The following is a 25262-nucleotide window of genomic DNA, read 5'->3' as shown; positions in this document are numbered from 1 at the left end:
CACGCCATCAATGGCGCAGAAAACGATTGCGGTCCTGACCGGGAGTCTGCCACAACCAGGATCACCTCACCAGTAGCACCCGAATCCGGGACGTGTTGCCAGCCTCTTCCACGGCCCGAAACCGTAGCCCCTTACGCTCTCAGGCGTCGATGCGCTCGCTGTCCAGTGCGTACGCGCCGGCGACGATGAAGTCCTTGCGGGCGCCGACCTCGTTGCCCATCAGCATCTCGAAGGTCTGTTCCGCCGCGGCCGCGTCGTCCACGGTGATCCGCCGCAGCTGGCGGTGCCGCGGATCCATCGTGGTCTCCTTCAGCTGGTCCGCATCCATCTCGCCCAGACCCTTGTAGCGCTGCGGCTCCTTGAACTTCTGGCCGCGCTTGGTCAGCTGTGCCAGCGTGCGCTGATATTCGGACTCCGAGTAGGTGTAGAGGTATTTGTCCTGGCCCTTGCGGGGGTTGGTCAGTTCGAAGCGGTGCAGTGGCGGCACCGCGGTGAACACCCGGCCGGCTTCCACCATCGGCCGCATGTATCGGAAGAACAGCGTCGCCAACAGGCAGCGGATGTGGGCACCGTCGGAGTCGGCGTCGGCCATGAAGATGACCCGGCCGTAACGGGCCGCATCCAGGTCGAAGGACTTCCCCACGCCCGCACCGACCACCTGGATGATGGCGGCGCACTCGACGTTCTTGAGCATGTCGCCCGCGGAAGCCTTCTGCACGTTGAGGATCTTGCCCCGGATCGGGAAGAGGGCCTGAAACTCCGAGCTCCGGGCCAGCTTGGCGGTGCCGAGAGCCGAATCGCCCTCCACGATGAACAGTTCGGTACGCTCCGCGTCCGCGGCCCGACAGTCCGCCAGCTTCGGCGGCAACGAGGAGGATTCCAGGGCATTCTTGCGGCGCTGCGCATCGCGCTGGGCCCGAGCATGGACGCGGGCACGGGAAGCGCCGATGACCTTCTCCATCACCAGCCGGGCCTGGCTGCGGACCGCGGGCTTGGTGGAGGTCAGGAACTCCCCCAGCTCCCGCTCGACAATCCGGGCCACGATCCGGGTGGCCGGTGGCGTGCCGAGCACCTCCTTGGTCTGACCCTCGAACTGCGGTTCGGGCAGGCGTACGGTCACCACCGCGGCGATGCCTTCCAGGGCATCCTCCTTGAGGATCTCCTCACCGGACTTCATCAGCCGGGTGCCTTCCATCGACTTCGTCAACGCCCGGGTGAGACCCCGCTGGAAGCCCTGCAGGTGGGTGCCGCCCTTGGGAGTGGCGATGATGTTGACGAAGGACCGCTCGACGGTGTCGTAGGAGTTGTTCCACCGCACCGCGATGTCGACCTCCAGAGTCCGTTCGACGTCGGTCGGGGTCATCGCCCCGGCCTCGTCCAGCATCGGCACCGTCTCGGTGAAGGTCTCGCTGCCCTGCAGGCGTACGACATCACAGATCGGTTCACCGGCGGAGAGAAACTCGCAGAACTCCGAGATGCCCCCGTCATGGCGGAAGTCCTCGACCAGTCGTTCCTCGGTGCGGTTGTCCTCGATGCGCAGCGTCAGCCCGGGCACCAGGAACGAGGTCTGCCGCAGCCGGCCCAGCAGCGGTTCGATCGCCAACTCGGCGTCCTTGAGGAAGATCGAGCGGTCAGGCCAGTAGCAGACTCGGGTGCCGGTGACACCCCGTTTGACCTTGCCGACGGTCCGCAGGCCGCTGCCGGGAGTGAACTCCGCATCTGGTCCGTCACCGTCAAAGGTGCCCGGCACGCCGCGTCGGAACGACATCGCCCAGGTCTTGCCGCCGCGGTCCACCTCGACATCGAGCCGGGAGGCCAGCGCGTTGACCACCGATGCTCCGACGCCGTGCAGTCCGCCAGTGGCGTTGTAGGAGCCGGCCCCGAACTTGCCGCCGGCGTGAAGCTTGGTGAAGACCACCTCGACACCGGTCAGACCGGTCCGCGGTTCGGTGTCGACCGGGATGCCAGCGCCATGGTCGGCCACCGCAATCGAGCCGTCCGATCCCAGCGTCACCGAGATCTGGTCGCCGCTGCCGGCGAGCGCCTCGTCGACAGAGTTGTCGATGATCTCCCACAGGCAGTGCATCAGCCCCTTGGTGTCGGTGGACCCGATGTACATCGCGGGTCGCTTCCGCACCGCCTCCAGGCCCTCGAGCACGAGCAGGTGCCGAGCCTCGTAGTCACGTCCCTCAGGGTTCTGTTTGCTGGCCACCCGGCGAGATTAGCCCACCCCACCGACAGATTCCGGGAAGACGATGCCGCCCCGAGGGCAGTGATCGAATTGGAATGAGGCACACCGTGAAATCAGTCCGAACTTCCCCACTCCCCTAGTACGGTGGGGACCAGGTCAGGGAGCTCAGGCCGCGGGAACAAACTCCGGTGGGGGTTCGTTGACCAGACAGAAGCCCGGTGTGACCTCCCGGTCCGCACCAGGCGGCCCACCTCAGGGCATGAAGGAAGTCAGCCCGCCATGGGCCATCAAGGAAGGGCGGCCCGTCAGGGCCTCTAAAGAAGGGAAGGCCTCGTGACCACTCAGGTTGTCGAAGAACTCACTGCCGCAGACCGCTGCGATCGCTGTGGTGCACAGGCCTACATGCGCGTACGCCTCGAATCCGGCGGCGAACTCATGTTCTGTGCCCACCACGCCCGCGCCCACAGCGACAAGCTCAAGCAGGTCGCCATCGACGTTCACGACGAGACCGCGCGACTCAGCAACTGATTCACGCGAGCAACTGATCTCGCTCGACATGGCAACTGGCCGGGTCCCCCACGGGGCCCGGCCAGTTGCGTGTCCGCCTGCGACTCAGTCCTCGACCTCGCCGCGGATGATCGTCGGGTCGCCGTCTTCGCTGCCCCGGTCCTCCTGCGTGCCCTGGTCGGTCTCGGCATCGGGCTCGACGCTGCCCTCGACTACCGTGTGACGTTGAGTCGTACGCATCCGCACGCCCGTCATGCCGGAGGCGTCGGCCTTCTTCTGCGCCCATCGGCTGAACTGCCGGCCGATCCACGGGCGTACGCCGGGCAGCAGCATCACCAGTCCAGCCACGTCGGTGACCGGTCCCGGGATCGCGATCAGGATGCCGGCCACCACCGCCAAGGACTTGCGCGACAGCGTGGCGCCCTGGGGTTCGCGGCGTTCGGCCATCGCGGTCCGTAGTTCCTCGAAGGCGCCATGTCCGGCCAGTCGCGCGATCGTGATGCCGAGCACGACCGCAACCAGCACGTACAACCCGACCCAGAGGCCGAATTCGACCGTCCCCCAGACCAGCAGGATCAGCTCGATCACCGGCAGGAAGAACACCAGGATCGGCACCAGGCCAAAACCGGAGGGGCGCGAGCTTGCCGTCCGCGGACGACCCGAGGCTGCCCCGGACGGAGCAGCCTCGGGACCGGGCAGCGATGAACTCATGAGCGACTCAGGCGTGGGCGGTCTGGCCCCCGCCGAGGCGGTTGGCGATCGCGGAGACGGCCTTGCCGGCCAACTCCTTGCCCTGGTTGAAGCGGTGCTTGGCGCCCCAGCCGGCCACCCGGAAGGCGGCCTCCACGACGATCTTGTTCGACATCTTGGAGTTGCCGCGCTCACGCTCGATGAACTCGATCGGCACCTCCACGACCTTGAGGCCGGCCTGGATGGTGCGCCAGGTCAGGTCGACCTGGAAGCAGTAACCGGCCGACGCGATCGCGTCGATGTCGATGGCTTCGAGGGTGCCGGCCTTGAATGCGTTGTAGCCGCCGGTTGGGTCCTTGATGTCGATGCCGAGCCAGACCCGGGTCCACAGGCTGCCGCCGCGGGAGATGAACTCGCGATACTTGGGCCAGTTGACCACCGAACCGCCCTTGACCCAGCGGGAACCCTTGACCATGTCGGCCCGACGCAGCGCGGCGAGCAGCAACGGGAGCTGCTCGGGCTGGTGCGAACCGTCGGCGTCGCACTCGACCAACACGGTGAAGCCGTTGTCCAGACCCCAGTGGAATCCGTCAACATAAGCAGCGCCGAGGCCCTGCTTGCCGGGCCGGTGCTTGACGTGGACGTGGTCGTCCTCGGCTGCCATCTTGTCGGCCAGCTCACCGGTGCCGTCGGGAGAGTTGTCATCGGCCACGAGGACATGGGCTTGGGGCACTGCGGCGCGGACGCGGGAGACAATCGGCTCGATGTTCTCCAACTCGTTGTACGTGGGGATGATCACCAAGACTTTCTCGGTGTCCGCAGTACCCGTGGGGTCTGCCATGGAGGGGCCTCCTGATCGATGGTCGCCGACAGTACGGCGGGGGTCTGGACAAGGCTAGCCGACGACACCAGAAGGTCGTCACGGCGCGGCGAACTCACCCGGCCCGACATCGCCTGCCAGCCACGGATCAAGGGTGTACGCCAGCCGCCCCCGGACCATCGTCGCGACACAGGCAGGCAGCGGATCATCCGGATCGAGCCGGGGCAACCCCTCGGCGTCCAACGGGGTTGGTACCGGCAGGTCCCAGGCCGCCAGGGTCGCCGGGGCACCGACCTCGATCACACCGGAGGCGTCGTCGCCGCCGGCACGATACCCCTGCCGGGTCGCAGCATCGACTGCCGTCGCGACACTCAACCCGTGTCCCGGCACAGCAGTGTGGACGGCGGCAGCCACCATCGACCAGGACGAGAACGGAGTCACCGGCGCATCGGAGCTGAGCGCCAAACGTACCCCGGCATCGGCCAGCCCGCTGAATGGATTCATCTGGGTGTAGCGCTCCCCCAGTCGCTGTTCGTACAGTCGTCCCGGTGCCCCCCAGGCGTGGTCGAACAGCGGCTGCACCACCGCATACACACCCCAGTCGGCAAGTTCGGCGGCCAGCTCGAGGTCGATCATCTCGACATGTTCCAACCGGTGCCGGCAGGCACGCACTGCCGCGATCCCGCACGCTTCGACGGCGGCTCGAATCGCACCGACCGCGATGTCGATGCCGGCATCACCGATGCAGTGGAAGCCGGCCTGGACGCCGGCCCGGGTGCAGGCGATGACGTGTGCGGCGGCCTCGGGCAGGTCACGGTAGCGGGTTCCACGGTGGGAGGCATCGGCGTACGGCTCCCGCAACCATGCGGTCCGCGAACCCATGGTGCCGTCGATGTCGAGGTCACCGGCGAGTCCGGCCAGGCCCAGCTGATGCACCAGGGACAAGCTGTCGGCATCAGCGTCGGCGCCCCAGTAGCGGATGACGTCCACACCGAGCTCCTCGCCGGCCTGACCGACCAGCGCCAGGTCTCCCAGCGGTCCCAGCTGTGGGGTGCCGCACTCGTGCACGGTGCCGATGCCGTACTGCAGTGCGGTGCGCAGTGCGGTCCGCGCGTGCCCCAACCGTTCAGAGGCCGAATACAGCGAGGACAGCACCTGCCGGCAGGCATCGTGGGCGTCGCGCAACACGAAACCGTCCTCGTGCCAGCCGTCCAGCTCGCGCAGGCCCGGCACCCGCTTGGCCAGCGCGGTCGAGACCACGGCCGAATGGCAGTCGGTGCGTTCCAGCAGGACCATTGTTGCGGGCGCGGCCCGGTCCAATGCAGCCCGGGTGGGACGACCGTCGGGCCAGGCGCTGTCGTCCCACCCCTGCCCGGTCAGCAGCACACCCGGGTGACGCTGAGCGGTACGCGCGATGATGTCCAACAGCACCGCGGCCGACGGCATCGCAGCCAGGTCGAGACTGGTCATCGCCTCACCGGCGGTGCAGGCATGCACGTGGGCGTCAACGAAGGCCGGCGTCAGCCAGGCGCCGCGGAGGTCAATCCGCTTCCCGGACCAGCTGGCGGCGTCGTCGTCGGTGCCGATGGCAACGATCCGACCGTGCTGCACCGCCACCGCGGTGGCGCCCGAATACTGCTGGGACCTGACCTGGCCGCCGTGGAGGATCTGGGGTGTCGGATCGGTGTGCATCCGGCAATCCTGCCCGACCGAGGCAGCCACCCGCGTCCGGTCCGGGACCGGAGCCATGTCGTACGCTCCTGCCGTGCGTCTCATGCTGCTCGACACCGCGTCACTGTACTTCCGCGCCTTCTACGGCCTGCCGGATTCGTTGCGGACCCCGGACGGGCAGCAGGTCAACGCGGTACGCGGGCTGCTGGACTTCATTGCCCGGTTTGTCGACGAGTACGCCCCGACCCACCTGGTCTGCTGCTGGGACGACAACTGGCGCCCGAGCTGGCGGGTGGCGCTGCTGCCCTCGTACAAGACCCACCGAGTCGCCGAGGTGACCGAGGTGCCCGGCGAGATCGTCGCCGAGGCGACCCCGAACGGTCTCGAGCACCAGGTGCCGTGGATCCGTGAGGTGTTGGCGGCGGTCGGCATTCCGGTGCTGGGCACCCCCGACCACGAGGCCGATGACGTCATCGGCACGCTGGCCACCCGTGGGGCTGCTGCCGGCGGCAGCGTCGACGTGGTGACAGGTGACCGCGACCTCTTCCAGCTCGTCGCCGACCAGATCCGGGTCCTCTACGTGGCTCGTGGCGTCGCCAAGCACGAACGGGTCGACGACGAGTGGCTGGCCGCCAAGTACGGCGTCATCGGCGCCCAGTATGTCGACCTGGCCGTGATGCGTGGCGATCCCAGTGACGGCATCCCGGGTGTCAGTGGCATCGGCGAGAAGGGTGCGGCCGGGCTGCTGGCGCAGTACGGCACCCTCGACGAGATCATCGCCGCGGCCGCCGACGGCCGGATCCGTGGCGCCAAGGCCGCGCATCTGGCGGCCGCCCAGTCCTATCTGGACGTCGCGCCCGAGGTGGTGCGCGTACGCCGGGACCTGCCCGTCGACCCGGACTGGGACGAGCTGGCCCTGCCGGCCGCACCCGAGGGTGCCGAGTGGGACGCGCTGGTGGAACGCCTCGGTCTGGGTGGATCGGCGCAGCGATTGGCCGCCGCGCTGGCGGCGCAGGGCTGAGAGCGATGCCACCCGCGATTGGCCCGCGCCTGTCCAGCAGGGCACTGCTGTTTGATGCCGACGGTCGGCTCGTGTTGATCAGGCGGCGGCGCCCGGGATCGCCGAGCTACCTCACCACACCGGGCGGCGGCCAGGAGGCTGGCGAGACACCGCAACAGGCGGTTGCGCGTGAGTGTGCCGAGGAGCTCGGCGCGTCGATCACTGTTGGCGAGGTGGTGTACGTGTCCTACACAGCTGGCGACCACCCCAGCGTGCAGCGCTTCTACCTCGCTCGGCTCGACAGCATCGATCCGACCACCCGGACGGGCCACGAGTTCAGCGAGCCCTGGCGCGGCAGCTATGAAACAGTGCGCGTGGACAGCGACGACGCAGAAGCTCTCGCCACCCTGCGTCCGAGCGAGCTTGTCACCGTGCTGACGGGCTATGGCCCTTATCTGGCGGAGCAGGCGGCCTCGTTGACGTGAGGGTCAACCGTCCAGGGCCGCGTCAGGGCAGCCGATCGATCTTCGGCTGGAGCCGTTGGGCGAGCTCTGCCGGGACTGCGTAGTAGACCTGCGGGCCGAACGCACCGTCGATGTAGAGCACATCCCCCAGGAAGCGCACGGTCATCGTGTTTCCCCACGGATCCGCCAGGGTGATGCGGACCGGCCGGAACTCCTCCAGGTGCGGTCGATCAGCCTCTTGCGACGACTCGAGCGGCTCGCCGCCAAGCACGTCCGCGACCGCTGCGACCTCGCTGGCACGGAGCTCGAGACTCTCGGGAGCACCAGGCGCCAAGCAGATGCTGGCGACGCGGAGATCAGCCGGTCGCGGGGCGATGAGGGTGGCCCAAGTCTCCCCGCACGGGGCAACCGTGGCGGGATCGTCCGGGGCATGCTGGCCCGACTGCCACAGCTCGGTGAGCGTCGCCATCCACGGTGTGACCTCATAGCGGGGCGCCCGATCCGGGTCGGTGCCGAGCTGCGCGGTCGGGCAGCCGCCCAAATCCACCGTCACCGGCACCAGGGCTCCGTCGGCGTACTCGTGGAGGATAACGTAGCTCGGCCCCGCCATGGCGAGGCAGCCGTAGCGGTTCTCCGTGGGGAGTGCGCCGTACGCCGTGACGGCGGCGTCAATCTCGGCCTCCAGTGGATGGCTGGATGGCAGCATCGATTGCTCCGGGCCGTCAGGGATGCAGATCCAGGCGCCCCCTGGGACAGCGTCTCGGGCGTCGTCCCAAGCTGGTCGCAGACGGCTGGGTTGCTGGCAGTCGGCGTGCGGACCTCAGGGTCCGGCAACCTGCCCAGAAACCACCAGACCAGCGCGCCGGCGACCAGCACGACGCCGGTAACGGCCAGCACCGCCAAAGGTCATCGGCGTTTCGTGGCCGGCTTGGACTGTGTCATGGTTCGGCGCTCTTCTTCGAGATGGAACAAATCTGACCGTCACAGAACCGAGCCGACCCTCACGCGCGGACACCAGCGCCGAGCACCTAAGCTCGCCTGCATGACTGACATCAAGCCCCGTAGCCGACAGGTCACCGACGGACTGGGAGCCACCGTGTCGCGCGGCATGTTGCGCGCGGTCGGCATGGGCGACGAGGACTGGGACAAGCCCCAGATCGGCATCGCAAGCTCGTGGAACGAGATCACGCCGTGCAACCTGTCGCTGGACCGGCTGGCACAGGCCGCCAAGGAAGGCGTCCACGCCGGCGGCGGCTATCCGCTGCAGTTCGGGACCATTTCCGTCTCCGACGGCATCTCCATGGGCCACGACGGCATGCACTACTCGCTGGTGTCGCGCGACATCATCGCGGACTCGGTCGAGACGGTGATGTCCGCCGAGCGACTCGACGGCTCGGTGCTGCTGGCCGGCTGTGACAAGTCGCTGCCCGGCATGCTGATGGCAGCAGCCCGGCTCGATCTGGCCAGTGTGTTCGTGTACGCCGGCACCATCATGCCCGGGCGGGTCTCGCTGTCCGACGGTGAAGAACGCGATGTCACCATCATTGATGGCTTCGAGGCGATCGGCGCCTGCGCCCGCGGCCTGATGAGCCAAGAGGATGTCGGCCGGATCGAGCGGGCGATCTGCCCCGGCGAGGGCGCTTGCGGCGGCTACTACACCGCCAACACCATGTCGACGGTCGCGGAAGCGATCGGCATGTCGATTCCCGGCTCCGCGACGCCGCCGTCGGCCGACCGACGCCGCGATGCGGACGCCCGCCGGGCGGGTGAGGCCGTCGTGGAGATGCTGCGGCAGGGCATCACCGCCCGACAGATCATGACCAAGGCGGCCTTCGAGAACGCCATTGCGGTGGTTCAGGCCTTCGGCGGTTCGACCAATGCCGTCCTGCACCTGTTGGCGATCGCGCATGAGGCCGAGGTCGACCTGACGATGGATGATTTCCGCCGGATCGGCGCCAAGGTGCCCCACCTGGCCGACCTCAAGCCCTACGGCCGCTATGTGATGACCGATGTCGACCACGTCGGGGGCATCCAGGTCGTCATGAAGACGCTGCTGGACGAGGGACTCATCGACGGCGACTGCCTGACGGTCACCGGCAAGACCATCGCCGAGAACCTCGAGGTGTTGGCGCCTCGCCCGGCCGACGGCACCGTGCTGCGGCCGGCCTCCGCCCCGATCGCCCCGACCGGCGGCATCACCATCCTGCAGGGGTCGCTGGCGCCCGAGGGTGCGGTGGTGAAGTCGGCCGGTTTCGAGGCCGATGTCTTCGAAGGCACCGCACGCGTGTTCGAGCGGGAGCAGCACGCCCTGGACGCCCTCAACGACGGCACGATCGACCACGGCGATGTCGTCGTGATCCGCTACGAAGGCCCCAAGGGTGGCCCCGGGATGCGCGAGATGTTGGCGATCACCGGCGCCATCAAGGGAGCCGGGCTCGGCAAGGACGTGTTGCTGATGACCGACGGTCGATTCTCCGGCGGCACCACTGGCCTGTGCGTGGGCCACATTGCCCCCGAAGCCGTGGATCGTGGCCCGATCGCCTTCGTCCGTGACGGCGACAGGATCCGCCTGGATGTCGCTGCCGGCACCTTGGACCTGCTGGTCGACGAGGCTGAGTTGGCCGCCCGCGCCGAGGGTTGGGAACCACTGCCGCCGAAGTTCACCAAGGGTGTGCTCGGCAAGTACGTCAAGCTCGTCAAGTCCGCTTCACGCGGTGCGATCCTCGGTGACTGAGGCGGCCACGGCACCCGACTCCGCCACCGGCGTACGGGTCCTTGTCACCGGGTTTGAACCGTTCGGCGACGATTCCGAGAACGCCAGCGCCGCCGCGGTACGCCGGCTCGCCCAGTCGGCTGATCTCCTTCCCGAGACAGTCGAGGTCGTGGTTGCAGAGTTGCCCGTCGAGTTCGGCCGGGCCGTCGAGGTGTTGCACGGGCTCATCGAACGCCACTCACCCGATGCGGTGGTGGCGGTTGGTGAGGCGGGCGGCCGGTCGGTGGTCACGCCCGAGCGATGCGCGCGCAACGAGCGCCGAGGGCGGATCGCGGACAATGCCGGGCACCAGCCGGGTGGCGAACCGATCCTGCCCGGCGGCCCGGAGACCCGGTGGGCGGGCGTGGATCTGGGCGCTGTCCTCGAGGCGATCGTCGGCGTCGGCGTCCCGGCCCGGGTCAGCGACGACGCCGGCAGATTCGTGTGCAACGAGGTGGCGTACGCCGTGAATGCCTTGGCCGTGCCGGGCGTCTTCATCCACGTACCGGCGCTCCGAAGCCAAGGCCGCGCGGGCGTCGGCGCCGAGACCGATGATCCAGCACGCCGGGTCGCCGACCCTGATGCGGAAGCCGAGGCGGTCGAGCTCACCCTTGACGACCTGGCCCGCGCCCTCGCCGCCGCTGCCGTGGCGATTGCCGACCGACGCGACCGAGGCGGTCCACAGGAGGCCGCCGACTAGGCTCCTGCCATGCGCATCTTCTTGACCGGAGGCAGCCGTGGGATCGGCCGGGCCCTCGTCGATCAACTGGCCGCCGAACACGAGCTGTGGCTGCTGGGGCGCGATGAGGCCGCCATGACGGTGCTCGCCGATTCGCTCCCCCGCGCCCACGCCGTGATCGGCGACCTCGCCGACCCGGAGGCCGCGGCCGCTGCCGTGGCGGAGCTGCCGCCGATGGACGCGGCCGTGCACGTCGCCGGGCTGGGCGGACTGGCCGAGGTCTCCGCCCTGACGGCCGAGGTCCAGCAGAAGATGTTCGACGTCAACCTCCACTCCCCCGTGCTGCTGACCCAGGCGCTGCTGCCGGGGCTGCGCGAGACCCGCGGCATCGTGATCTTCGTCAACTCCACCGCCGCGATCCGCTCCCGGGAGGGCTGGTCGGCGTACGCCTCCAGCAAGGCGGCCCTGAGGTCGTTCGCCGACGTGCTGCGCGAGGAGGAGGGCCCACGCGGCGTACGCGTGTCCACGGTCCTGCCCGGTCGCACCGCCTCAGACATGCAGGAGGGCATCGCCGCCGCCGAGGGCCGTGACTATCGCCCCGACCTGATCCTGCCGGCCGAGTCGGTCGCCAGTGCCATCCGGTTTGCCTTCGAGCTGCCGCCGACCGGCTTGGTCAGCGAACTGCGGATCGAGCCCGTACGCCGCTGACTTCCGCTCACGGGGTCTGCTGGGCGACGTCTGGGTGAACATTCGTCGACCGGGACGAAAATCTCCCCGACAAACGTGCGGGTCACGTCGTATCCTTGGTCTCGGCTCAGCCGCGTCAGCCGATGCGGCCATGGGAGAGAAAGGAGGAGACATGTCGAACGGCCGTACCGCTGCCACCTGCCGCGTCATTGCCCCTGAGCGCCATGCCTTCCCCGCCGATGATCGGATAGCCCCTCGGATGCCGGACAGCCGCCTGCTGTCCTCTCACGCTGTCGCGGTCGTCCTTCGGGGCGGCCTTTTTTGTGCTCCGAGCTCGGATCGGAGCCTGGCATGAGCGGCGTCCTGGTGCTCAACACCGACAACACCGCCCTGCACACAGTGTCCCTGCAACACGCCATCGGGATGCTGGTGCGGCAGGTCGCGGTGGTCGAGGAACAGCTGGAGGACCGGGCCTTCGGGGACTACCCGTGGCCGCTGGTGCTGCGGTTGGTCCGCTACGTCAAGACGACCTTCCTCTACGGGCGTACGCCGGGCTGGACCAAGCGCGGTGTCCTGCGCCGCGACCGCCACCGGTGTGCTTACTGCGATGGTCACGCGACCACCGTCGACCACGTGATGCCGGCGTCGCGTGGCGGCCGCAACAGCTGGCAGAACACCGTGGCTGCCTGTGGACCCTGCAATGCCCGCAAGGCCGATCGGACTCCCACCGAGGCCAACATGCCGCTGCGGCGCAAGCCGCGTACGCCGACCCGGGCTGAACTGGCCCGGACCTGACACTGCCCCGGACCCGGCCGGGTCCGGGGCAGTTCAGCGCACCCTGTCAGCGAAACTGAGGGACTCAGCCCTGCGGCTGGATCACCAGTTCCTCGTAGTTGGGTTCCTCGGAGATGAGGCCCTGCTCCAGGCTCGCGGCACCGACCCGACGCAACGACTCGACATCGAGGCCCGGGGTGAAGGTGTTGAAGTTCAACTCTTCGGCGACCTCCGGGCTCAGGCCGACCTTCTCCACGGCCAGCCGACGCAGGTCCTCGGGGTGCTCGGAGGCGTACTGGTTGGTCTTGTCCATGGCGCGCTGGAACTGTGCCACGACCTCCGGGTTGGCCTCGGCGAAGTCGGCGCTGGTGACGTAGTAGCCGATCACGGTGTCGGGGAAGGACTCCACGAAGTTCGAACTGATCTGGCGGAAGCCGGCATTGGCGCTGGCGGTCCGGAAGGGCTCGACTGACCAGATGGCATCGACGTCGCCGCGCTCCAGGGCGCCGGCCATGTCGGAGTAGTTCATCGGGACGTACTCGATGGTGGAGGGGTCGCCACCAGCGTTCGTGACGGCCTGGTTGATGGTCAGGTCGCCCAGGTTCTTGGTGGAGTTCACCGCGATCTTCGCGTTGCTCAGGCCGGTCAGATCCTGGATGGGCGAATCGGGAAGGACGAAGATGTCCGACGCATCCAGTGCCGGATCGTTGCCGATGCCACAGCAGTTCGACACGAAGCGCAGGTCCAGACCCTGGTCGATGGCAGACAGGTCCGAGACGGCATTGGCATAGCCGATCTGGCTCTCACCATTCATCACCGACGGGATGATGGCGGACCCGGCCTCGGCGATTCGTACCTCGACGTCCAGGCCCTCCTCTTCGAAGAAGCCCTGCTCGATACCGAGATAGAGCGGGGTCGAGTCGACGGTGGTGATCTGAAAGACGGTCAGCTTGGCCAGGCCGTCATCGGTGCGGTCCACGGAGGAGCCGCCGCTGCAGGCGGACACCACCAGGATCACCAGCGTGGCCAGTGAAGCCAGCGCCGCCTTGGACAGGCGGGACAGGGACAGGGACATGTGGATTCTCCTCGGGTTGAGCAGGTCAGATCTGGAAGTCGGAGTCGACTTCTTCGGTGGTGGCGGTGGGCCGGACCATGTGGCGTACGGTCGTGAAGACCTCACCGCGGAGTTCGGCAAACCGGGGCAACGCCTTGGTGGTGAGTTGGTCGCGGTCGACGGGCAGGTCGATGTCGATGATGCGGTCCACGCGGCTGGGCGACGCCGACACGACGGTGACCCGGTCGGAGAGATAGACCGCCTCATCGATGTCGTGGGTGACGAAGACGAACGTCGCGCCCGTCTCGGTGCGCAGCTTCAGCAGCAGGTCCTCCAGGTCGCTGCGGGTCTGCGCATCCACCGAGGCGAAAGGCTCGTCGAGCACCAGCACCTGCGCGTTGTACGCCAGCGCCCGGGCAATCGCGGCGCGCTGCTGCATGCCACCCGACACCTGCCAGGGAAACCGCTGCGCGGCGTGGTCCAACCCGACCGAGGCCAGCGCCTTGGCGACGCGCTGCGCTCGTTCGGCCTTGTCGATGCCGTGGGCCTTGAGTGGCAACTCGACGTTCTTGGCGACGGTCAGCCAGGGGTACAGGGAGCGCGAGTAGTCCTGGAAGACCAGGGCGAACTCCCGCGGCGGCGCGGTCACCAACCGGCCGTCGAAGTACACCTCACCGGAATCTGGCTGCATCAGACCCGACAGGCATCGCAGCAGGGTGGTCTTGCCTGCGCCAGACGGTCCGACAATGCTGAAGAACTCACTATCGTTGACCGAAAAGCTCATGCGGTCCAGCACATGGGTGGCCTTATCCCCGGCCCCGAAGGTTTTGCTGATCTCGGAGACGATCAGTCGAGGGGTCTGGCCGGCGGTCGCTTCGGACGTGTCTGACGAGGTCATGAACCCTCCTGATGATGGAGCCGGCGGTGCCAGCCAAGAATGCGGCGCTCCACCAGCCAGAACAGTCCGTTGAGGACCATGCCGAGCAGGCCGAGCAGAACGATGACCGCCCAGACGGACACCTGGTTGAAGGAGTCCTGGGCCTCGATCAGGACCGTGCCGATGCCGACGCTGGAGCCAGTCATCTCGCTGGTGACCATGACGATGAGCGCCAGCGGGATCGCGATCCGGATGCCGGCCACGGCCCGGGGCAACACCGAGGGGATGATGACCCGCAGCTGCCGGCTGAGGCCGTTGATCTGGTACGCCTTGGCGGTGTCAATGGCCTCCTGGGAGACCGATCGAGCTCCGTCGATGACGGTCAGCAGGATCGGGAAGAAGGCGCCCAGGGCGATGATGATGACCTTCATGGTGTCGCCGAGTCCGAAGATGACCATGGCGAAGGGGATCAGCGCGGTGGCGGGGATGGCCCGGATGAACTCCAGGCCCGGGGTGAGCGCCGTACGCACCCACCACAGCTGTCCGATCACCAGGCCGAGCAGCACCGCGGCCGCGGCGCCGATGATGAAGCCGAGGCCGACGTTGCGCATGCTCGAGGCGAGGTCCTCGGCGCCGGGCCCGGTGAACCAGAACTCCACGACACCGGCGATCACCTCGGGCAGCGGCGGGTAGTAGATGTCGTCGGCGGCGACCGAGCTGATGGCCCAGACCGCAACGAGCACGGCGGTGCCGATGATCGACCACACGACCGGACGCTTGAACAGTGTGTTCATCGCTTCCCCCTCCGCGACTCGTGCCAGAAGAGCAGCCGGTCCTCGACCGCGGAAATACCGCTGGTCAGCGCCAGCCCCAGCAGGCCGATCACCAAGACGTGGGCGTACATCAGGTGCAGGTTGCCGACGGCTCGGGCAGCACTCAGGTCAGCGCCGAGCCCGGGCGTACCGATGAGGATCTCGGTGGTGATGACGATGATGAGCGCAGTCGCCGAACTGATCCGCACCCCGGTCGCCAGCCCTGGCAACAGGGAGGGCAGCACCACATGGCGCAGTTGCGCCAACCGAGGCATGTTGTAGGCCACAGCCGTCTGCCGACCCACCGGGTCGAGGCTGCCGACGGCGGCCAAGGTCGCAATCAGCATCTGCCAGAAAGCGGCGTAGCCGGCAAGGAACAACTCGGTGGGCCGCTGGGTGCCGATCAGGGCCACTGCCAGTGGAATCATCGCGATCGACGGGATCGGTCGGAGAAACTCCACGGCCGGCCGGAAGAAGGCCGAGATCCGCACCGAGCTGCCCAGGATCACGCCGACCACGGTGCCCAGCAGCACGGCGACGAGCAGCGCCATCGCCCACCCGATCAGGGTGTTGCCGGTCGCCGCCCAGATGTCGCCACTGCCGAGTTCGGAGACCAGTGTGGCGAGGACCTCACTCGGGGGCGGGGCGTGCCGGGCGTTGATGGCGCCGAGGCGCGTGGCCACCTCCACCCCGGCTACGACGAGGAGGATGGTGGCGGTCGGCAACAGCACCCGCAACAGCCGACGGTTCACAGGAGTCCCTTCGCGCGCGCCGTCAGCGCATGTCGATCCACCTTGTTGGAACTGGACAGTGGCAGCGACTCGACCACGAAGATCCGACGGGGGTGTGCGTAGGGCTCCAGGTGCTCCAAGGTGTACGCCTTGACTGCGGCCTCGTCCACCCTCCGGCCGGGAGCGGGCACCACGAAGGCCACCGGACGATTGCCCTTGACCGGATCCTCGACCGGCACCACGGCCGCCTCGTTGACATCGGGATGGTCCTCGATGACCTGCTCGACCAGTCGGGGATAGACGTTCTCGCCGCCGCTGGTGAACATGTCGTCGACCCGACCTTCGAAGAAGTAGTAGCCATCCTCGTCGCGCCGGAACACGTCCTTGGTGTGGTAGAAACCATCACCGGTCAGCGGCATCGGCACGTCGTCGCGGCGGTGGTACCCCGTCAACAGTGCGCCGGTGCGGATCTCCATCACGCCCGGGTTGGCCGGCTCACCATCGGGTCCGACCAGTCGGATGTCGACGGCGGGATGCGCCAGCCCGACCGAGCCGCGTGGGGACCGACGTTGGGGATCATGGCTGAAGGCCACCGGGCCCGACTCGGTGGTGCCGTAGGACAGCTTCATCCGGCTGCGGGGAAAGGCCGCCTCGATCTGGTCCAGCAGATCGTCCGACGCCGGCGCCGACCCGATGTAGGTCGCGGTCACGCTGCTGAAGTCGGCGCGCTGGTCGGGCGTTCGCCGCTGCTGCTCCTGCAGCACCAGCGCGAGCATCGGCGGTACGCCGGTGACATTGGTGACCTGTTCCGAAGCGATCAGGTCGGCGAACCGACCTGCATCGAAGCGATCCATCAGCACCACCGTGTCGCCACGCAGCAGGGACGCCTGGCAGTTCGCCAGCGCGTTCATGTGATACAGCGGTGCTGCCACCAGAGTGATCTGGGGTGTGGGCGAGGGATCGAAGCCGACCCCGAGCACCCACAGGTGGCTGGCCTGGCTCAGGACGACGCCCTTGGGTACGCCGGTGGAACCGGAGGTGTAGAGAATCATCGCCGGATCGGAGCCGGTGGTTTCGGGGTGCGGCAGCTGGTCTCCGGTCACCGGCGCCACGGCCTCGCTGAAGCTCAGCACCGGGGCGGCGATCCCGGCGGCGCGTTCAGCGGTGTCGACCAGCACCAAGACCGGGTCGGCGTTGTCCAGCACCGCAGCGCGGGTCTCGGGCGGGAACTTGTAGCTGATCGGGGCCGGCACCAGCCCGGCCCGCTGGATGCCGAGGAAACTCGCCAACCAGTCCGCCGAGTTCTCCCCCAACAGCACCACGGTGGCGCCGCGCGGATGGCCGGCTCGCAGCAGCCGGTCGGCCATGGCGTCGGCCCGGGCGTCCAACTCGGCGAAGCTGACCTCGGTCCGGCTGCCGTCGCCGCGCGACTCCACCACGGCCACCCGGTCCGGGTGACTGCGGTCGATGGCGTCGCCCTGATTGGACGGCAGCTTGGTCATGACCCAGCCCCGGCTGCGACCGAGGAGGCGTAGCTGCCCCGGCCGAGCGCCAGCAGCTTGCCGTTGCTGCCCATCAGCTCGGCCTCGGCGATGCTGGCGGTGCGCCCCGGGCGTACGACCTTGCCGATCAGGGTCAGCTCATCGCCGAGCACGGCCGGGCGGAGGAAGTTGACCGTGAAGTCGATCGTCGGCACCGGCTGGCCGATGGTGCCGATCAGCGCGAAGTCGGCGGCCGTGTCGAGCCAGGCCGTGATGATGCCGCCGTGCACGGCGCCGTTCGCGCCGCCCAGATGTGTCTCGTCGACGGCGATGGTGCAGGTGATGGTGGTCTGAGTCAGGTCGGTCACCTGCATGGCCAGCTGCTTCATGAAGGGGGCCGCGTCCAGGTGATCCTGGACGGTGGTTAGGGAGGGCAGTTCGCTCATCGGGCAGCCGCCTCGGTGACGGCGGCGTTCGCGGCCTCGACGCCGGCCGGCGCGATGACGGCCTTGCCGATGACGTCACGGTCGGCGAGCCGCTGCAGCGAGGTGATGCCCTCCTCGAGCGGCACCACCGAGTCCAGCACGGGGTCGATCTTGCCGTCGGCGACCAGCTGCAGCAGCGCCGAGATGTCCTCGGTGGTGAAGCCGTTGGAGCCGATCACGCGCAGCTCGAAGCTCCAGATGTAACGCAGATCCTCGGTCGGATCGAAGCCCGCGGTGGCGCCGCACACCAGGATCCGGCCGCCGCGCTTGGTGCTGCGCAGAGTCGGGTGCCAGGTGTCGCCACCGGTGTTGTTGATGATGACGTCGAAGCCGCCCTCGTAGCCGGACCGCGACGGCTTGCCGAGGTGCTCCTTGGTCCACTGGTAGAAGTCCTGCTCGCGGTAGTTGATCACCTCGTCGGCGCCGAGCTCAAGCATTCGCTGAGCCTTCTCGTCGCTGCCGACCGCGGCCACCACACGGGCGCCAAGGTGCTTGGCGAGCTGGACACCGGCGGTGCCGACGCCGCCGGAGGCGCCCAGGACCAGCACCGTGTCGCCGGCATGGATGGCGTCCTGGGTGATGACCATCCGGTGGGCGGTGCCGTACGCCACCGGGAGCGCCGCGGCCTGGGCCGGGCTGACACCGGCCGGGATCGCGATGAGCTGGTTGGCGTCGACGAGGCAGTACTCGGCCAGGCCGCCATCGACGACCTCGCCGATGAGGCTGAAATCTTCGCGCAGCGGGTTGATCACCACGACCTGACCGACCTGCCAGTCGGCCACCTCGGCGCCGACGGCGGCGATCTCGCCGGCCACGTCGAGGCCGGGCACCACCGGCATCGGGATTGTGATGCCCGGCATGCCGCGAACGGTGAAGATGTCGTGATAGTTCAGGCTGCTGGCCCGCACCCGCAGCAACACCTCGGTCGGTCCGAGCTCGGCGACCGGATGATCCGAGACGACGGACAGGCCGTCGATCTCGCCGTGTTCGGTGAGGACAATGGCCCGCTGGGTGGTGGGAAGGTCGGAAACCTGGGACATGCTTCTCCTGAATGGGGACGGTGCTGGGTCGCTACGGGGGCAACACGATGCGGGCCCGTCGCATTCCCGAAGGAGCGATCGGGCCCGGCGTCGGTGCCGAGAGGTGGGGGGTGGTCAGTCGCGGATCGGGGTGACCGGCAGTTGCCAGGTGCCCTGGGGGCCGGTCAGGTCGAGCCAGAGCCCGGCCGCTTCGCTCTGGTCCACGGCAATGGTGGTGTCGAGCGGGTCGAGAGGGACCGGAGCCGGACCGGTGGCCCCGAAGCCCGTCACGGTGAGCTCGGCCGGCAGGCTGAAGCCGGGCGGGGTGGTGGTGCCCCAGTCGATGACGAAGGGCACGATCCCGCTGACATCGGCCGCCAGAGGTTCGGTGAGCCGCCAGGTCAGCAGGTCACCCTCAGCCGTGCGCCGGCTGCCCGGCGCCAACTCCCCCACCGCGAGCCCCGCCTGGGTCGCAGCGACCACGGCCGCGTCGGCGTCATCCGGCCGCACCGCCCAGGTCGCCACTCGAATGGTCCGGGTGCGGTTGAGGTCGAACGGCATGCGCTCGACCTCGATGCTCGGCTCGGGCCCGATCAGCTCCAGATAGTGGCCCTCTCCCAGGCCGACCAGCGCGTTGCGGGTGCCGAAGGTCGGATGGACTCCACCCGGACGTGCGGTCACGCCGGTGGCCTTCGCCAACGCGGCCACCGCGGCGTCGAGGTCCGGAGCGGCAACGATGATGTGGTCGAGGTGCGGGGGAAGCTGAACGACAGAGGACACGCTGGAAAGATACCGTGATGGATCAATAACACAAAGACATTCCGGCCTGCGGCGGATCCGTCCTCAGACGGCGTCGAGCGCGTAGATCGCGGCACCGGCCAGCACGTTCGACAGCCGTGACGGTATCCGTGAGGGGGCCCCGGTCGAGGTCAGCGGGATCTGCTGGCGTACCGAAAACCCCTTCTCCTGGAAGAGGTCTTCCAACTCCACGAGGGTCGAGTGGTGCAGGTTGGGGGTGTTGTGCCAAGCGTGCGGCAGGTCCTTGGAGATCGGCATCCGGCCGCGCAGCAGGCGTACCCGGTGGGGCCAGTAGCCGAAGTTGGGCATCGACACCACGGCGCTGCGGCCGATCCGGTGGATCTGCTCCAACACCAGGTCGGGGCGCCGAACGGCCTGAAGCGTCCGCGACATCACGACCACGTCGTAGGAGCGGTCGGCGAACTCGACCAACTGCTCGTCCATGTCGAGTTCAATCACGGCGACGCCGCGCGTGATCGCCTGCAGGACAGCATCGGGGTCGATCTCGACGCCGGTGCCGCGGCAGTCACGTTCCTCGGCGAGCCAGGCCAACATCTCACCGGCACCACAGCCCAGGTCCAGCACCCGGGATCCGGGCGGCACCAGGTCCACGATCGCCTGCTGGTCGGGTCGCAGCGAGATCATCGGGCGCTCCCGGTCTTGCCGCTGGTTTGTCCGGTGTGCAGGTCCAGCTCCATCGCCCGGCCCAGGAAGGCGCGTACGGTGCGGTGATACTCCGGCACCTCCAGCAGGAAGGCGTCGTGCCCGGCCGGGGAGGAGATCTCCCGGAATGTCACCGGGGCCTGGGCGTGTTCGAGCTTGCGCACGATCCGCTCGGAATGGGTCGTGTCGAAGCGCCAGTCGGAATCGAAGCTGAGCACCAGGAAGCGGGTGATCCGATCCACTCGCTGCTGCCATTCGGGCTCGGCAAACGGATCGAAGTAGTCCATCGAGCGGGTGAGGTAGAGGTAGGACAGCGCATCGAAGCGGTCCAGGAAGACACTGCCCTGGTGGTTGAGGTAGCTCTCCACCTGGAAGTCGGCACCGAAGCCGTAGGTCGGCTGCGACTGCCAGCGGCGGCCGAATTTCTCATCCATCGCCTGCACCGACAGGTAGGTGATGTGGGCCATCATCCGTGCGATCGACAGGCCCAGCCGGGGCGCTGTGCCCGCAGCGGCGTACTGACCGTCGTGGAAGTGGCTGTCGCGCATGATCGCCGACCGGGCGACGGCGGAGAAGGCGATGTTCTGCGCGGTCAGGCGCGAGGAGGAGGCGATGACGATCGCGTTGGCGATCTCCTCGGGGTGGCTCAGGGACCACTCCAGCGCCTGCATGCCGCCCAGCGAACCGCCGACCACGGCACGCAGCCGCTCGATGCCCAAGTGATGCATCAGGGCGCGGTGGACCGTGACCAGGTCCTTCATCTGCACCAGCGGGAAGTCCAGCCCCCAGGCCTGACCGGTGGCCGGGTTGATCGAGGCGGGGCCGGTGGTGCCGCTGCAACCGCCGAGCAGATTGGCGCTGATGACGAAGAAACGGTCGGTGTCGACCGGCTTGCCCGGCCCGATCATGGTGTCCCACCAGCCCGGCCGCCGGTCCCCCTCGTGCCAGCCGGCTGCATGGGCGTCACCGGTCAGCGCGTGGCAGATGAAAATCGCATTGTCGCGGTCCTCGCTGAGCTCGCCGTAGGTCTCGTAGGCGACGTCGACCTCGGGCAGTTCCGCGCCGATGTCGGGGACGAAAGGACGGTCCGGCGTGAAGAGCCGGACCGTCCGGGTGGGTGAACGAAGCGTCCCGACCGAGGGGTCGGGACGCTTCGCCGCAGGGTTGGGGGGCACCGTCAGCCGTTGACCTTTGTCAGCGCCTGCTCGATGTCAGCCACGATGTCGTCGACGTGCTCGATGCCCACCGAGAGGCGCACCATCTCGGCCGGGACGCCAGCAGCAGCGAGCTCCTCCTCGTTCAGCTGGGAGTGAGTCGTGCTGGCGTTGTGGATGACCAGGGACTTGGTGTCGCCGATGTTGGCGAGGTGGGAGAACAGGTTCACCGACTCCACGAACGTACGGCCCGCTTCACGGCCCGCCTTCAATCCGAACGACACGAGACCACCATAGCCGCGGCCGGTGAAGATGCGGTCCGCGGTGGCCTTGTGTGGACTGTCGGGCAGACCCGGGTAGTTGACCCAGGCGACCTGGTCCTGCCCCTGGAGGAACTCGGCCACCTTGAGGGCATTCTCGCAGTGGCGATCCATGCGTACGTGCAGTGATTCGAGGCCCTGCAGGAAGAGCCAGTTGTTGAACGGCGCCGCGGTGGCGCCGGTGTTGCGCATCAGCACGGTGCGGGCGCGGATGATGAAGGCGGCCTCCGCGGCAGCCTCGGTCCAGACCACGCCGTGGTAGGCGGGGTCCGGCTTGGTGAGGCCCGGGAAGCGGTCGGCGTGGGCAGACCAGTCGAAGCGGCCGGAGTCGACCAGAACACCGCCGATCGAGGTGCCGTGGCCCCCGATGTACTTGGTGGCCGAGTGCACAACGATGTCGGCGCCGCTGTCGAAGGGGCGGCAGAGGTAGGGCGTCGGGGCGGTGTTGTCGACGATCAGTGGCAGGCCGTTGGCGTGGGCGACCTCGGCCCAGGCCGCCAGGTCCACCACATTGAGGTTCGGGTTGCCGACCGTCTCGGCGAAGACCGCCTTGGTCTTGTCGTCGATGTGCTGGGCCACCTCCTCGGGCTTGCTCGGGTCGACGAAGCGGACCTCGATGCCGTACTGGGGCAGGGTGTGGGCGAAGAGTGCGTAGGTGCCCCCGTAGAGGGTGGAGACGGCGACGATGTTGTCGCCGGCATAGGTGAGGTTCAGGATCGCGTACGTGGTGGCTGCCGAGCCCGAGGAGGTGGCCAGCGAGCCCGCCCCGCCCTCGAGGGCCGTGATGCGCTGCTCGAAGACGTCCTGGGTGGGGTTCATGATCCGGCTGTAGATGTTGCCGGGCTTGGCCAGCGCAAACAGGTCGGCGGCGTCCTGGGTGTCCTCGAAGACATACGAGCTGGTCTGATAGATCGGGACGGCCCGGGCGTGCGTGGTGGGGTCTGGCTCTTCCTGTCCGGCGTGGACGGCAAGGGTTTCAGGCTGAAAAGTCATAACGACACGCTATCGGCCTGCAAGGCCCCACACCAGAGGCGTGCCTGGCATGGACCGTGGTTGGATGGCTCGCGCGCGTGCAAGGTACATGCGCGAACGACCCAAGGGGAGCCGATGTCACCGCACATTGCCGATGGCCATGACGTAATTCGCGTCCAGGGCGCACGCGAGAACAACCTGCGTGACGTCAGCGTCGAGTTGCCCAAGCGGCGACTGACGGTCTTCACCGGCGTCTCCGGATCGGGCAAGAGCTCGTTGGTGTTTGCCACCATCGCGGCCGAGTCACGCCGACTCATCGACGAGACCTACTCCAGTTTCCTGCAGGGCTTCATGCCCAATGTGCCTCGTCCCGATGTGGACCGGCTCGAGGGCCTGACCACCGCGATCATTGTTGACCAGGAGGGCATCGGCTCCAACCCGCGCTCCACGGTCGGCACGGTCACCGACGCGTACGCCATGCTCCGGATCCTCTACAGCCGCGTCGGCGAGCCCTACATCGGCGGACCCGGGGCCTTCTCCTTCAACGTCCCGACGGTGTCGGGTCAGGGCGCCATCACAGTCCAGAAGGGCGCCAGCCAGATCGCCGAGAAGGCTTCCTATGAGCGGCTCGGCGGCATGTGCCCCCGGTGCGAGGGCATGGGCAAGGTCAACGACTTCGACATGACCGCCATCTACGACGAGGACAAGTCGTTGGCGCAGGGGGCACTGCTGGTGCCGGGCTACTCGATGGAGGGCTGGTACGGGCGGATCTACCGCGACAGCGGCTTCTTCGACTTCGACAAGCCCATCAAGAAGTACAACAAGCGCGAACTCCACGACCTGCTGTGGAAGGAACCGACCAAGGTCAAGGCCGAGGGCATCAACGTCACCTACGAGGGCGTCCTGGTCAAGATCAACAAGTCCATGCTGTCCAAGGACATCGAGGCCTTGCAGCCGCACATCCGGGCCTTCGTGCAGCGTGCGGTGACGTTCCAGACCTGCCCCGACTGCGAGGGCTCCCGGCTGGGGCCCGAGGCTCGCTCGGTCAAAGTCAACGGGCGCTCCATCGCCGAGGTGTCGCAGTGGCAGATCACCGATCTGGCCGCCTGGCTCAAGGACCTGGACGAACCGAGCGTCGCTCCCCTGCTGGGCGGGCTGCAGCACCTGCTGGACTCCTTCGTCCACATCGGGTTGGGCTATCTGTCCCTGGATCGACCCAGCGGCACCCTGTCCGGCGGTGAGGCACAGCGCACCAAGATGATCCGGCATCTCGGCTCCTCGCTGACCGACGTCACCTATGTCTTCGACGAGCCCTCGATCGGGCTGCACCCCCACGACATCCACCGAATGAATGAACTGCTGCAGCAACTGCGCGACAAAGGCAACACAGTGCTGGTGGTCGAACACAAGCCGGAGATGATTGCCATCGCCGACCACGTCGTCGACCTCGGCCCCGGTGCCGGCTCCCACGGCGGTGAGATCTGTTACGAGGGCGACGTCGCGGGCCTGCGCCGCAGCGACACCATCACCGGCCGACACCTGGACGACAAGGTTGAGCTGAAGCAGCAGCTGCGCCAGCCGACCGGACAGCTGGAGATCCGCGGCGCCAGCGACCACAACCTGCGCGAGGTTGATGTCGACGTTCCCACCGGCGTGCTGTGCGTGGTGACCGGCGTGGCCGGGTCGGGCAAGAGCTCGCTGATCCACGGGTCGTTGGCGGGTCGCGACGGCATCGCGGTGGTCGACCAGGGTGCCATCAAGGGCTCTCGCCGCAGCAATCCGGCGACCTATTCGGGTGTGCTGGAGCCGATCCGCAAGGCTTTCGCGAAGGCCAATGGCGTGAAGCCGGCCCTGTTCAGCTCCAACTCCGAGGGCGCCTGCCCCGCCTGCAAGGGCGCCGGCGTGATCTACACCGAGCTGGGCGTCATGGCGACCGTCGAAACCCCGTGCGAGGAGTGCGGCGGCAAGCGATTCCAGGCCTCGGTGCTCGAGTACACCCTGGCCGGCAAGAACATTGCCGAGGTGCTGGCCATGCCGGTGGCCGAGGCCGCCGCCTTCTTCGGGGACGGCGAGGCGCGTACGCCCGCGGCCCACAAGCTGCTGACCCGGCTGGACGACGTCGGACTGGGCTACCTCACGCTGGGCCAGCCGCTGACCACCCTGTCCGGCGGCGAACGACAGCGACTCAAGCTCGCCGTCCAGATGGGCGAGAAGGCGACCACCTACATCCTCGACGAGCCCACCACCGGATTGCACCTGGCCGATGTGGAGAATCTGCTGGCGCTGCTGGACCGGCTGGTCGACCAGGGCATCTCGGTGATCGTCATCGAGCACCACCAGGCCGTCATGGCGCACGCCGACTGGATCATCGACATGGGGCCGGGCGCCGGCCACGACGGTGGCACGGTGGTTTTCGAGGGCACACCGGCCGACCTGGTGGCCGACGCCTCGACCCTGACCGGTCAGCACCTGCGTGACTACCTCGGCTGACACCAGACATTCGAGACAGGAGTAGGGACCATGACGCGGACCGTGGAGATGTTCGACCGGTACGGACATGAAGTCGACGCCGAGCCCAGTCCGGAGGGGTTTCTGGAGCTTGACGACCAGTCGCCGAGGTGGGCGCCGACCAGGACTGGCGCGACGTGTTCATGACCGACT

At 67.9% G+C, this 25262-nt stretch carries 24 protein-coding genes; 8 read left to right on the top strand and 16 right to left on the bottom strand.

Translation table 11 applies throughout. From position 1 onward, the window contains the following. Window positions 1-139 precede the first annotated feature (139 nt). Complete coding sequence (locus CGZ91_RS06580) at window positions 140-2212, bottom strand: DNA gyrase/topoisomerase IV subunit B (RefSeq protein WP_094453577.1); 2073 nt, start codon at window positions 2210-2212, stop codon at window positions 140-142. Window positions 2213-2524: 312 nt separating this feature from the next. On the opposite strand from CGZ91_RS06580, the gene CGZ91_RS06575 reads away from it, so the two are divergent. After that, window positions 2525-2719 carry a DUF7455 domain-containing protein gene (locus CGZ91_RS06575; RefSeq protein WP_094451014.1) on the top strand — a complete coding sequence of 65 codons (195 nt, stop codon included), beginning with the start codon at window positions 2525-2527 and terminating at the stop codon, window positions 2717-2719. Window positions 2720-2803: 84 nt separating this feature from the next. Here CGZ91_RS06575 and CGZ91_RS06570 read toward each other — a convergent pair whose 3' ends face one another. The 3 genes from CGZ91_RS06570 to CGZ91_RS06560 form a co-directional block, all read right to left on the bottom strand. Next, window positions 2804-3409 carry an FxsA family protein gene (locus CGZ91_RS06570; RefSeq protein ID WP_094453575.1) on the bottom strand — a complete coding sequence of 202 codons (606 nt, stop codon included), beginning with the start codon at window positions 3407-3409 and terminating at the stop codon, window positions 2804-2806. A gap of 7 nt (window positions 3410-3416) precedes the next feature. Next, window positions 3417-4229, bottom strand: coding sequence for a polyprenol monophosphomannose synthase (locus tag CGZ91_RS06565; protein ID WP_094451016.1), 813 nt, complete (start codon window positions 4227-4229; stop codon window positions 3417-3419). Window positions 4230-4307: 78 nt separating this feature from the next. Continuing rightward, entirely contained in the window at window positions 4308-5957 is a 1650-nt protein-coding gene (locus CGZ91_RS06560; RefSeq protein WP_179229250.1) for an amidohydrolase, read from the bottom strand. Window positions 5958-5982: 25 nt separating this feature from the next. Here CGZ91_RS06560 and CGZ91_RS06555 point away from each other — a divergent pair, with 25 nt between their 5' ends. Continuing rightward, window positions 5983-6900 carry a 5'-3' exonuclease gene (locus CGZ91_RS06555; protein WP_094453571.1) on the top strand — a complete coding sequence of 306 codons (918 nt, stop codon included), beginning with the start codon at window positions 5983-5985 and terminating at the stop codon, window positions 6898-6900. A gap of 5 nt (window positions 6901-6905) precedes the next feature. Next, complete coding sequence (locus tag CGZ91_RS06550) at window positions 6906-7364, top strand: NUDIX domain-containing protein (protein WP_094453569.1); 459 nt, start codon at window positions 6906-6908, stop codon at window positions 7362-7364. Between the two features lie 22 nt (window positions 7365-7386). On the opposite strand, the gene CGZ91_RS06545 is transcribed toward CGZ91_RS06550, so the two are convergent. Then, on the bottom strand, window positions 7387-8049 hold the full coding sequence (locus tag CGZ91_RS06545; RefSeq protein WP_094453567.1) for a hypothetical protein: 663 nt from the start codon (window positions 8047-8049) through the stop codon (window positions 7387-7389). 336 nt (window positions 8050-8385) lie between these two features. Between CGZ91_RS06545 and ilvD the strand changes: the two genes are divergently transcribed. The 4 genes from ilvD (at window position 8386) to CGZ91_RS06525 (ending at window position 12256) form a co-directional block, all read left to right on the top strand. Further along, window positions 8386-10077, top strand: coding sequence for a dihydroxy-acid dehydratase (ilvD, locus tag CGZ91_RS06540; RefSeq protein WP_094453565.1), 1692 nt, complete (start codon window positions 8386-8388; stop codon window positions 10075-10077). After that, window positions 10070-10795, top strand: a complete 726-nt coding sequence (locus tag CGZ91_RS06535; RefSeq protein ID WP_094453563.1) for a pyroglutamyl-peptidase I — start codon at window positions 10070-10072, stop codon at window positions 10793-10795. The genes ilvD and CGZ91_RS06535 overlap by 8 nt, the downstream gene beginning before the upstream one ends. A 9-nt stretch (window positions 10796-10804) precedes the next feature. Then, complete coding sequence (locus CGZ91_RS06530) at window positions 10805-11482, top strand: SDR family oxidoreductase (RefSeq protein WP_094453561.1); 678 nt, start codon at window positions 10805-10807, stop codon at window positions 11480-11482. A gap of 330 nt (window positions 11483-11812) precedes the next feature. Further along, complete coding sequence (locus CGZ91_RS06525) at window positions 11813-12256, top strand: HNH endonuclease (protein ID WP_094451022.1); 444 nt, start codon at window positions 11813-11815, stop codon at window positions 12254-12256. 64 nt (window positions 12257-12320) lie between these two features. On the opposite strand, the gene CGZ91_RS06520 is transcribed toward CGZ91_RS06525, so the two are convergent. The 11 genes from CGZ91_RS06520 to CGZ91_RS06470 all read right to left on the bottom strand — a co-directional run bounded on the left by CGZ91_RS06520 (window position 12321) and on the right by CGZ91_RS06470 (window position 22622). After that, window positions 12321-13310 carry an ABC transporter substrate-binding protein gene (locus CGZ91_RS06520; RefSeq protein WP_094453559.1) on the bottom strand — a complete coding sequence of 330 codons (990 nt, stop codon included), beginning with the start codon at window positions 13308-13310 and terminating at the stop codon, window positions 12321-12323. A 25-nt stretch (window positions 13311-13335) separates the two neighbouring features. After that, entirely contained in the window at window positions 13336-14187 is an 852-nt protein-coding gene (locus CGZ91_RS06515; RefSeq protein ID WP_094453557.1) for an ABC transporter ATP-binding protein, read from the bottom strand. Beyond that, window positions 14184-14960 (bottom strand): ABC transporter permease, encoded by a 777-nt coding sequence (locus CGZ91_RS06510; RefSeq protein ID WP_094453555.1) that lies wholly within the window; start codon window positions 14958-14960, stop codon window positions 14184-14186. The genes CGZ91_RS06515 and CGZ91_RS06510 overlap by 4 nt, the downstream gene beginning before the upstream one ends. After that, the gene (locus tag CGZ91_RS06505) at window positions 14957-15730 is read right to left on the bottom strand and encodes an ABC transporter permease (protein ID WP_094453553.1); all 774 of its coding nucleotides are present in this window, start codon (window positions 15728-15730) and stop codon (window positions 14957-14959) included. The genes CGZ91_RS06510 and CGZ91_RS06505 overlap by 4 nt, the downstream gene beginning before the upstream one ends. Next, the gene (locus tag CGZ91_RS06500; protein WP_094453551.1) at window positions 15727-17211 is read right to left on the bottom strand and encodes a class I adenylate-forming enzyme family protein; all 1485 of its coding nucleotides are present in this window, start codon (window positions 17209-17211) and stop codon (window positions 15727-15729) included. The genes CGZ91_RS06505 and CGZ91_RS06500 overlap by 4 nt, the downstream gene beginning before the upstream one ends. Then, window positions 17208-17636 (bottom strand): PaaI family thioesterase, encoded by a 429-nt coding sequence (locus CGZ91_RS06495; protein ID WP_094453549.1) that lies wholly within the window; start codon window positions 17634-17636, stop codon window positions 17208-17210. The genes CGZ91_RS06500 and CGZ91_RS06495 overlap by 4 nt, the downstream gene beginning before the upstream one ends. Next, window positions 17633-18715, bottom strand: a complete 1083-nt coding sequence (locus CGZ91_RS06490) for a zinc-binding dehydrogenase (RefSeq protein WP_094453547.1) — start codon at window positions 18713-18715, stop codon at window positions 17633-17635. Before CGZ91_RS06490 ends, CGZ91_RS06495 begins: the two co-directional genes overlap by 4 nt. 114 nt (window positions 18716-18829) lie before the next feature. Then, entirely contained in the window at window positions 18830-19474 is a 645-nt protein-coding gene (locus CGZ91_RS06485; protein ID WP_179229057.1) for a VOC family protein, read from the bottom strand. 63 nt (window positions 19475-19537) lie between these two features. Continuing rightward, entirely contained in the window at window positions 19538-20137 is a 600-nt protein-coding gene (gene metW / locus CGZ91_RS06480) for a methionine biosynthesis protein MetW (RefSeq protein ID WP_094451031.1), read from the bottom strand. Then, window positions 20134-21330 (bottom strand): homoserine O-acetyltransferase MetX, encoded by a 1197-nt coding sequence (metX, locus tag CGZ91_RS06475; RefSeq protein WP_229116471.1) that lies wholly within the window; start codon window positions 21328-21330, stop codon window positions 20134-20136. The genes metW and metX overlap by 4 nt, the downstream gene beginning before the upstream one ends. Before the next feature lie 2 nt (window positions 21331-21332). Further along, entirely contained in the window at window positions 21333-22622 is a 1290-nt protein-coding gene (locus tag CGZ91_RS06470; protein WP_094453543.1) for an O-acetylhomoserine aminocarboxypropyltransferase/cysteine synthase family protein, read from the bottom strand. Window positions 22623-22736: 114 nt separating this feature from the next. On the opposite strand from CGZ91_RS06470, the gene CGZ91_RS06465 reads away from it, so the two are divergent. Beyond that, a complete protein-coding gene (locus tag CGZ91_RS06465) occupies window positions 22737-25091 on the top strand; it encodes an ATP-binding cassette domain-containing protein (RefSeq protein WP_094453541.1) in 2355 nt (784 codons plus the stop codon). Window positions 25092-25262 lie beyond the last annotated feature (171 nt).

The sequence above is a fragment of the Parenemella sanctibonifatiensis genome, assembly GCF_002250565.1.
GTDB lineage: Bacteria > Actinomycetota > Actinomycetes > Propionibacteriales > Propionibacteriaceae > Parenemella > Parenemella sanctibonifatiensis.
This window is presented reverse-complemented; position numbering and strand designations above follow the sequence as displayed.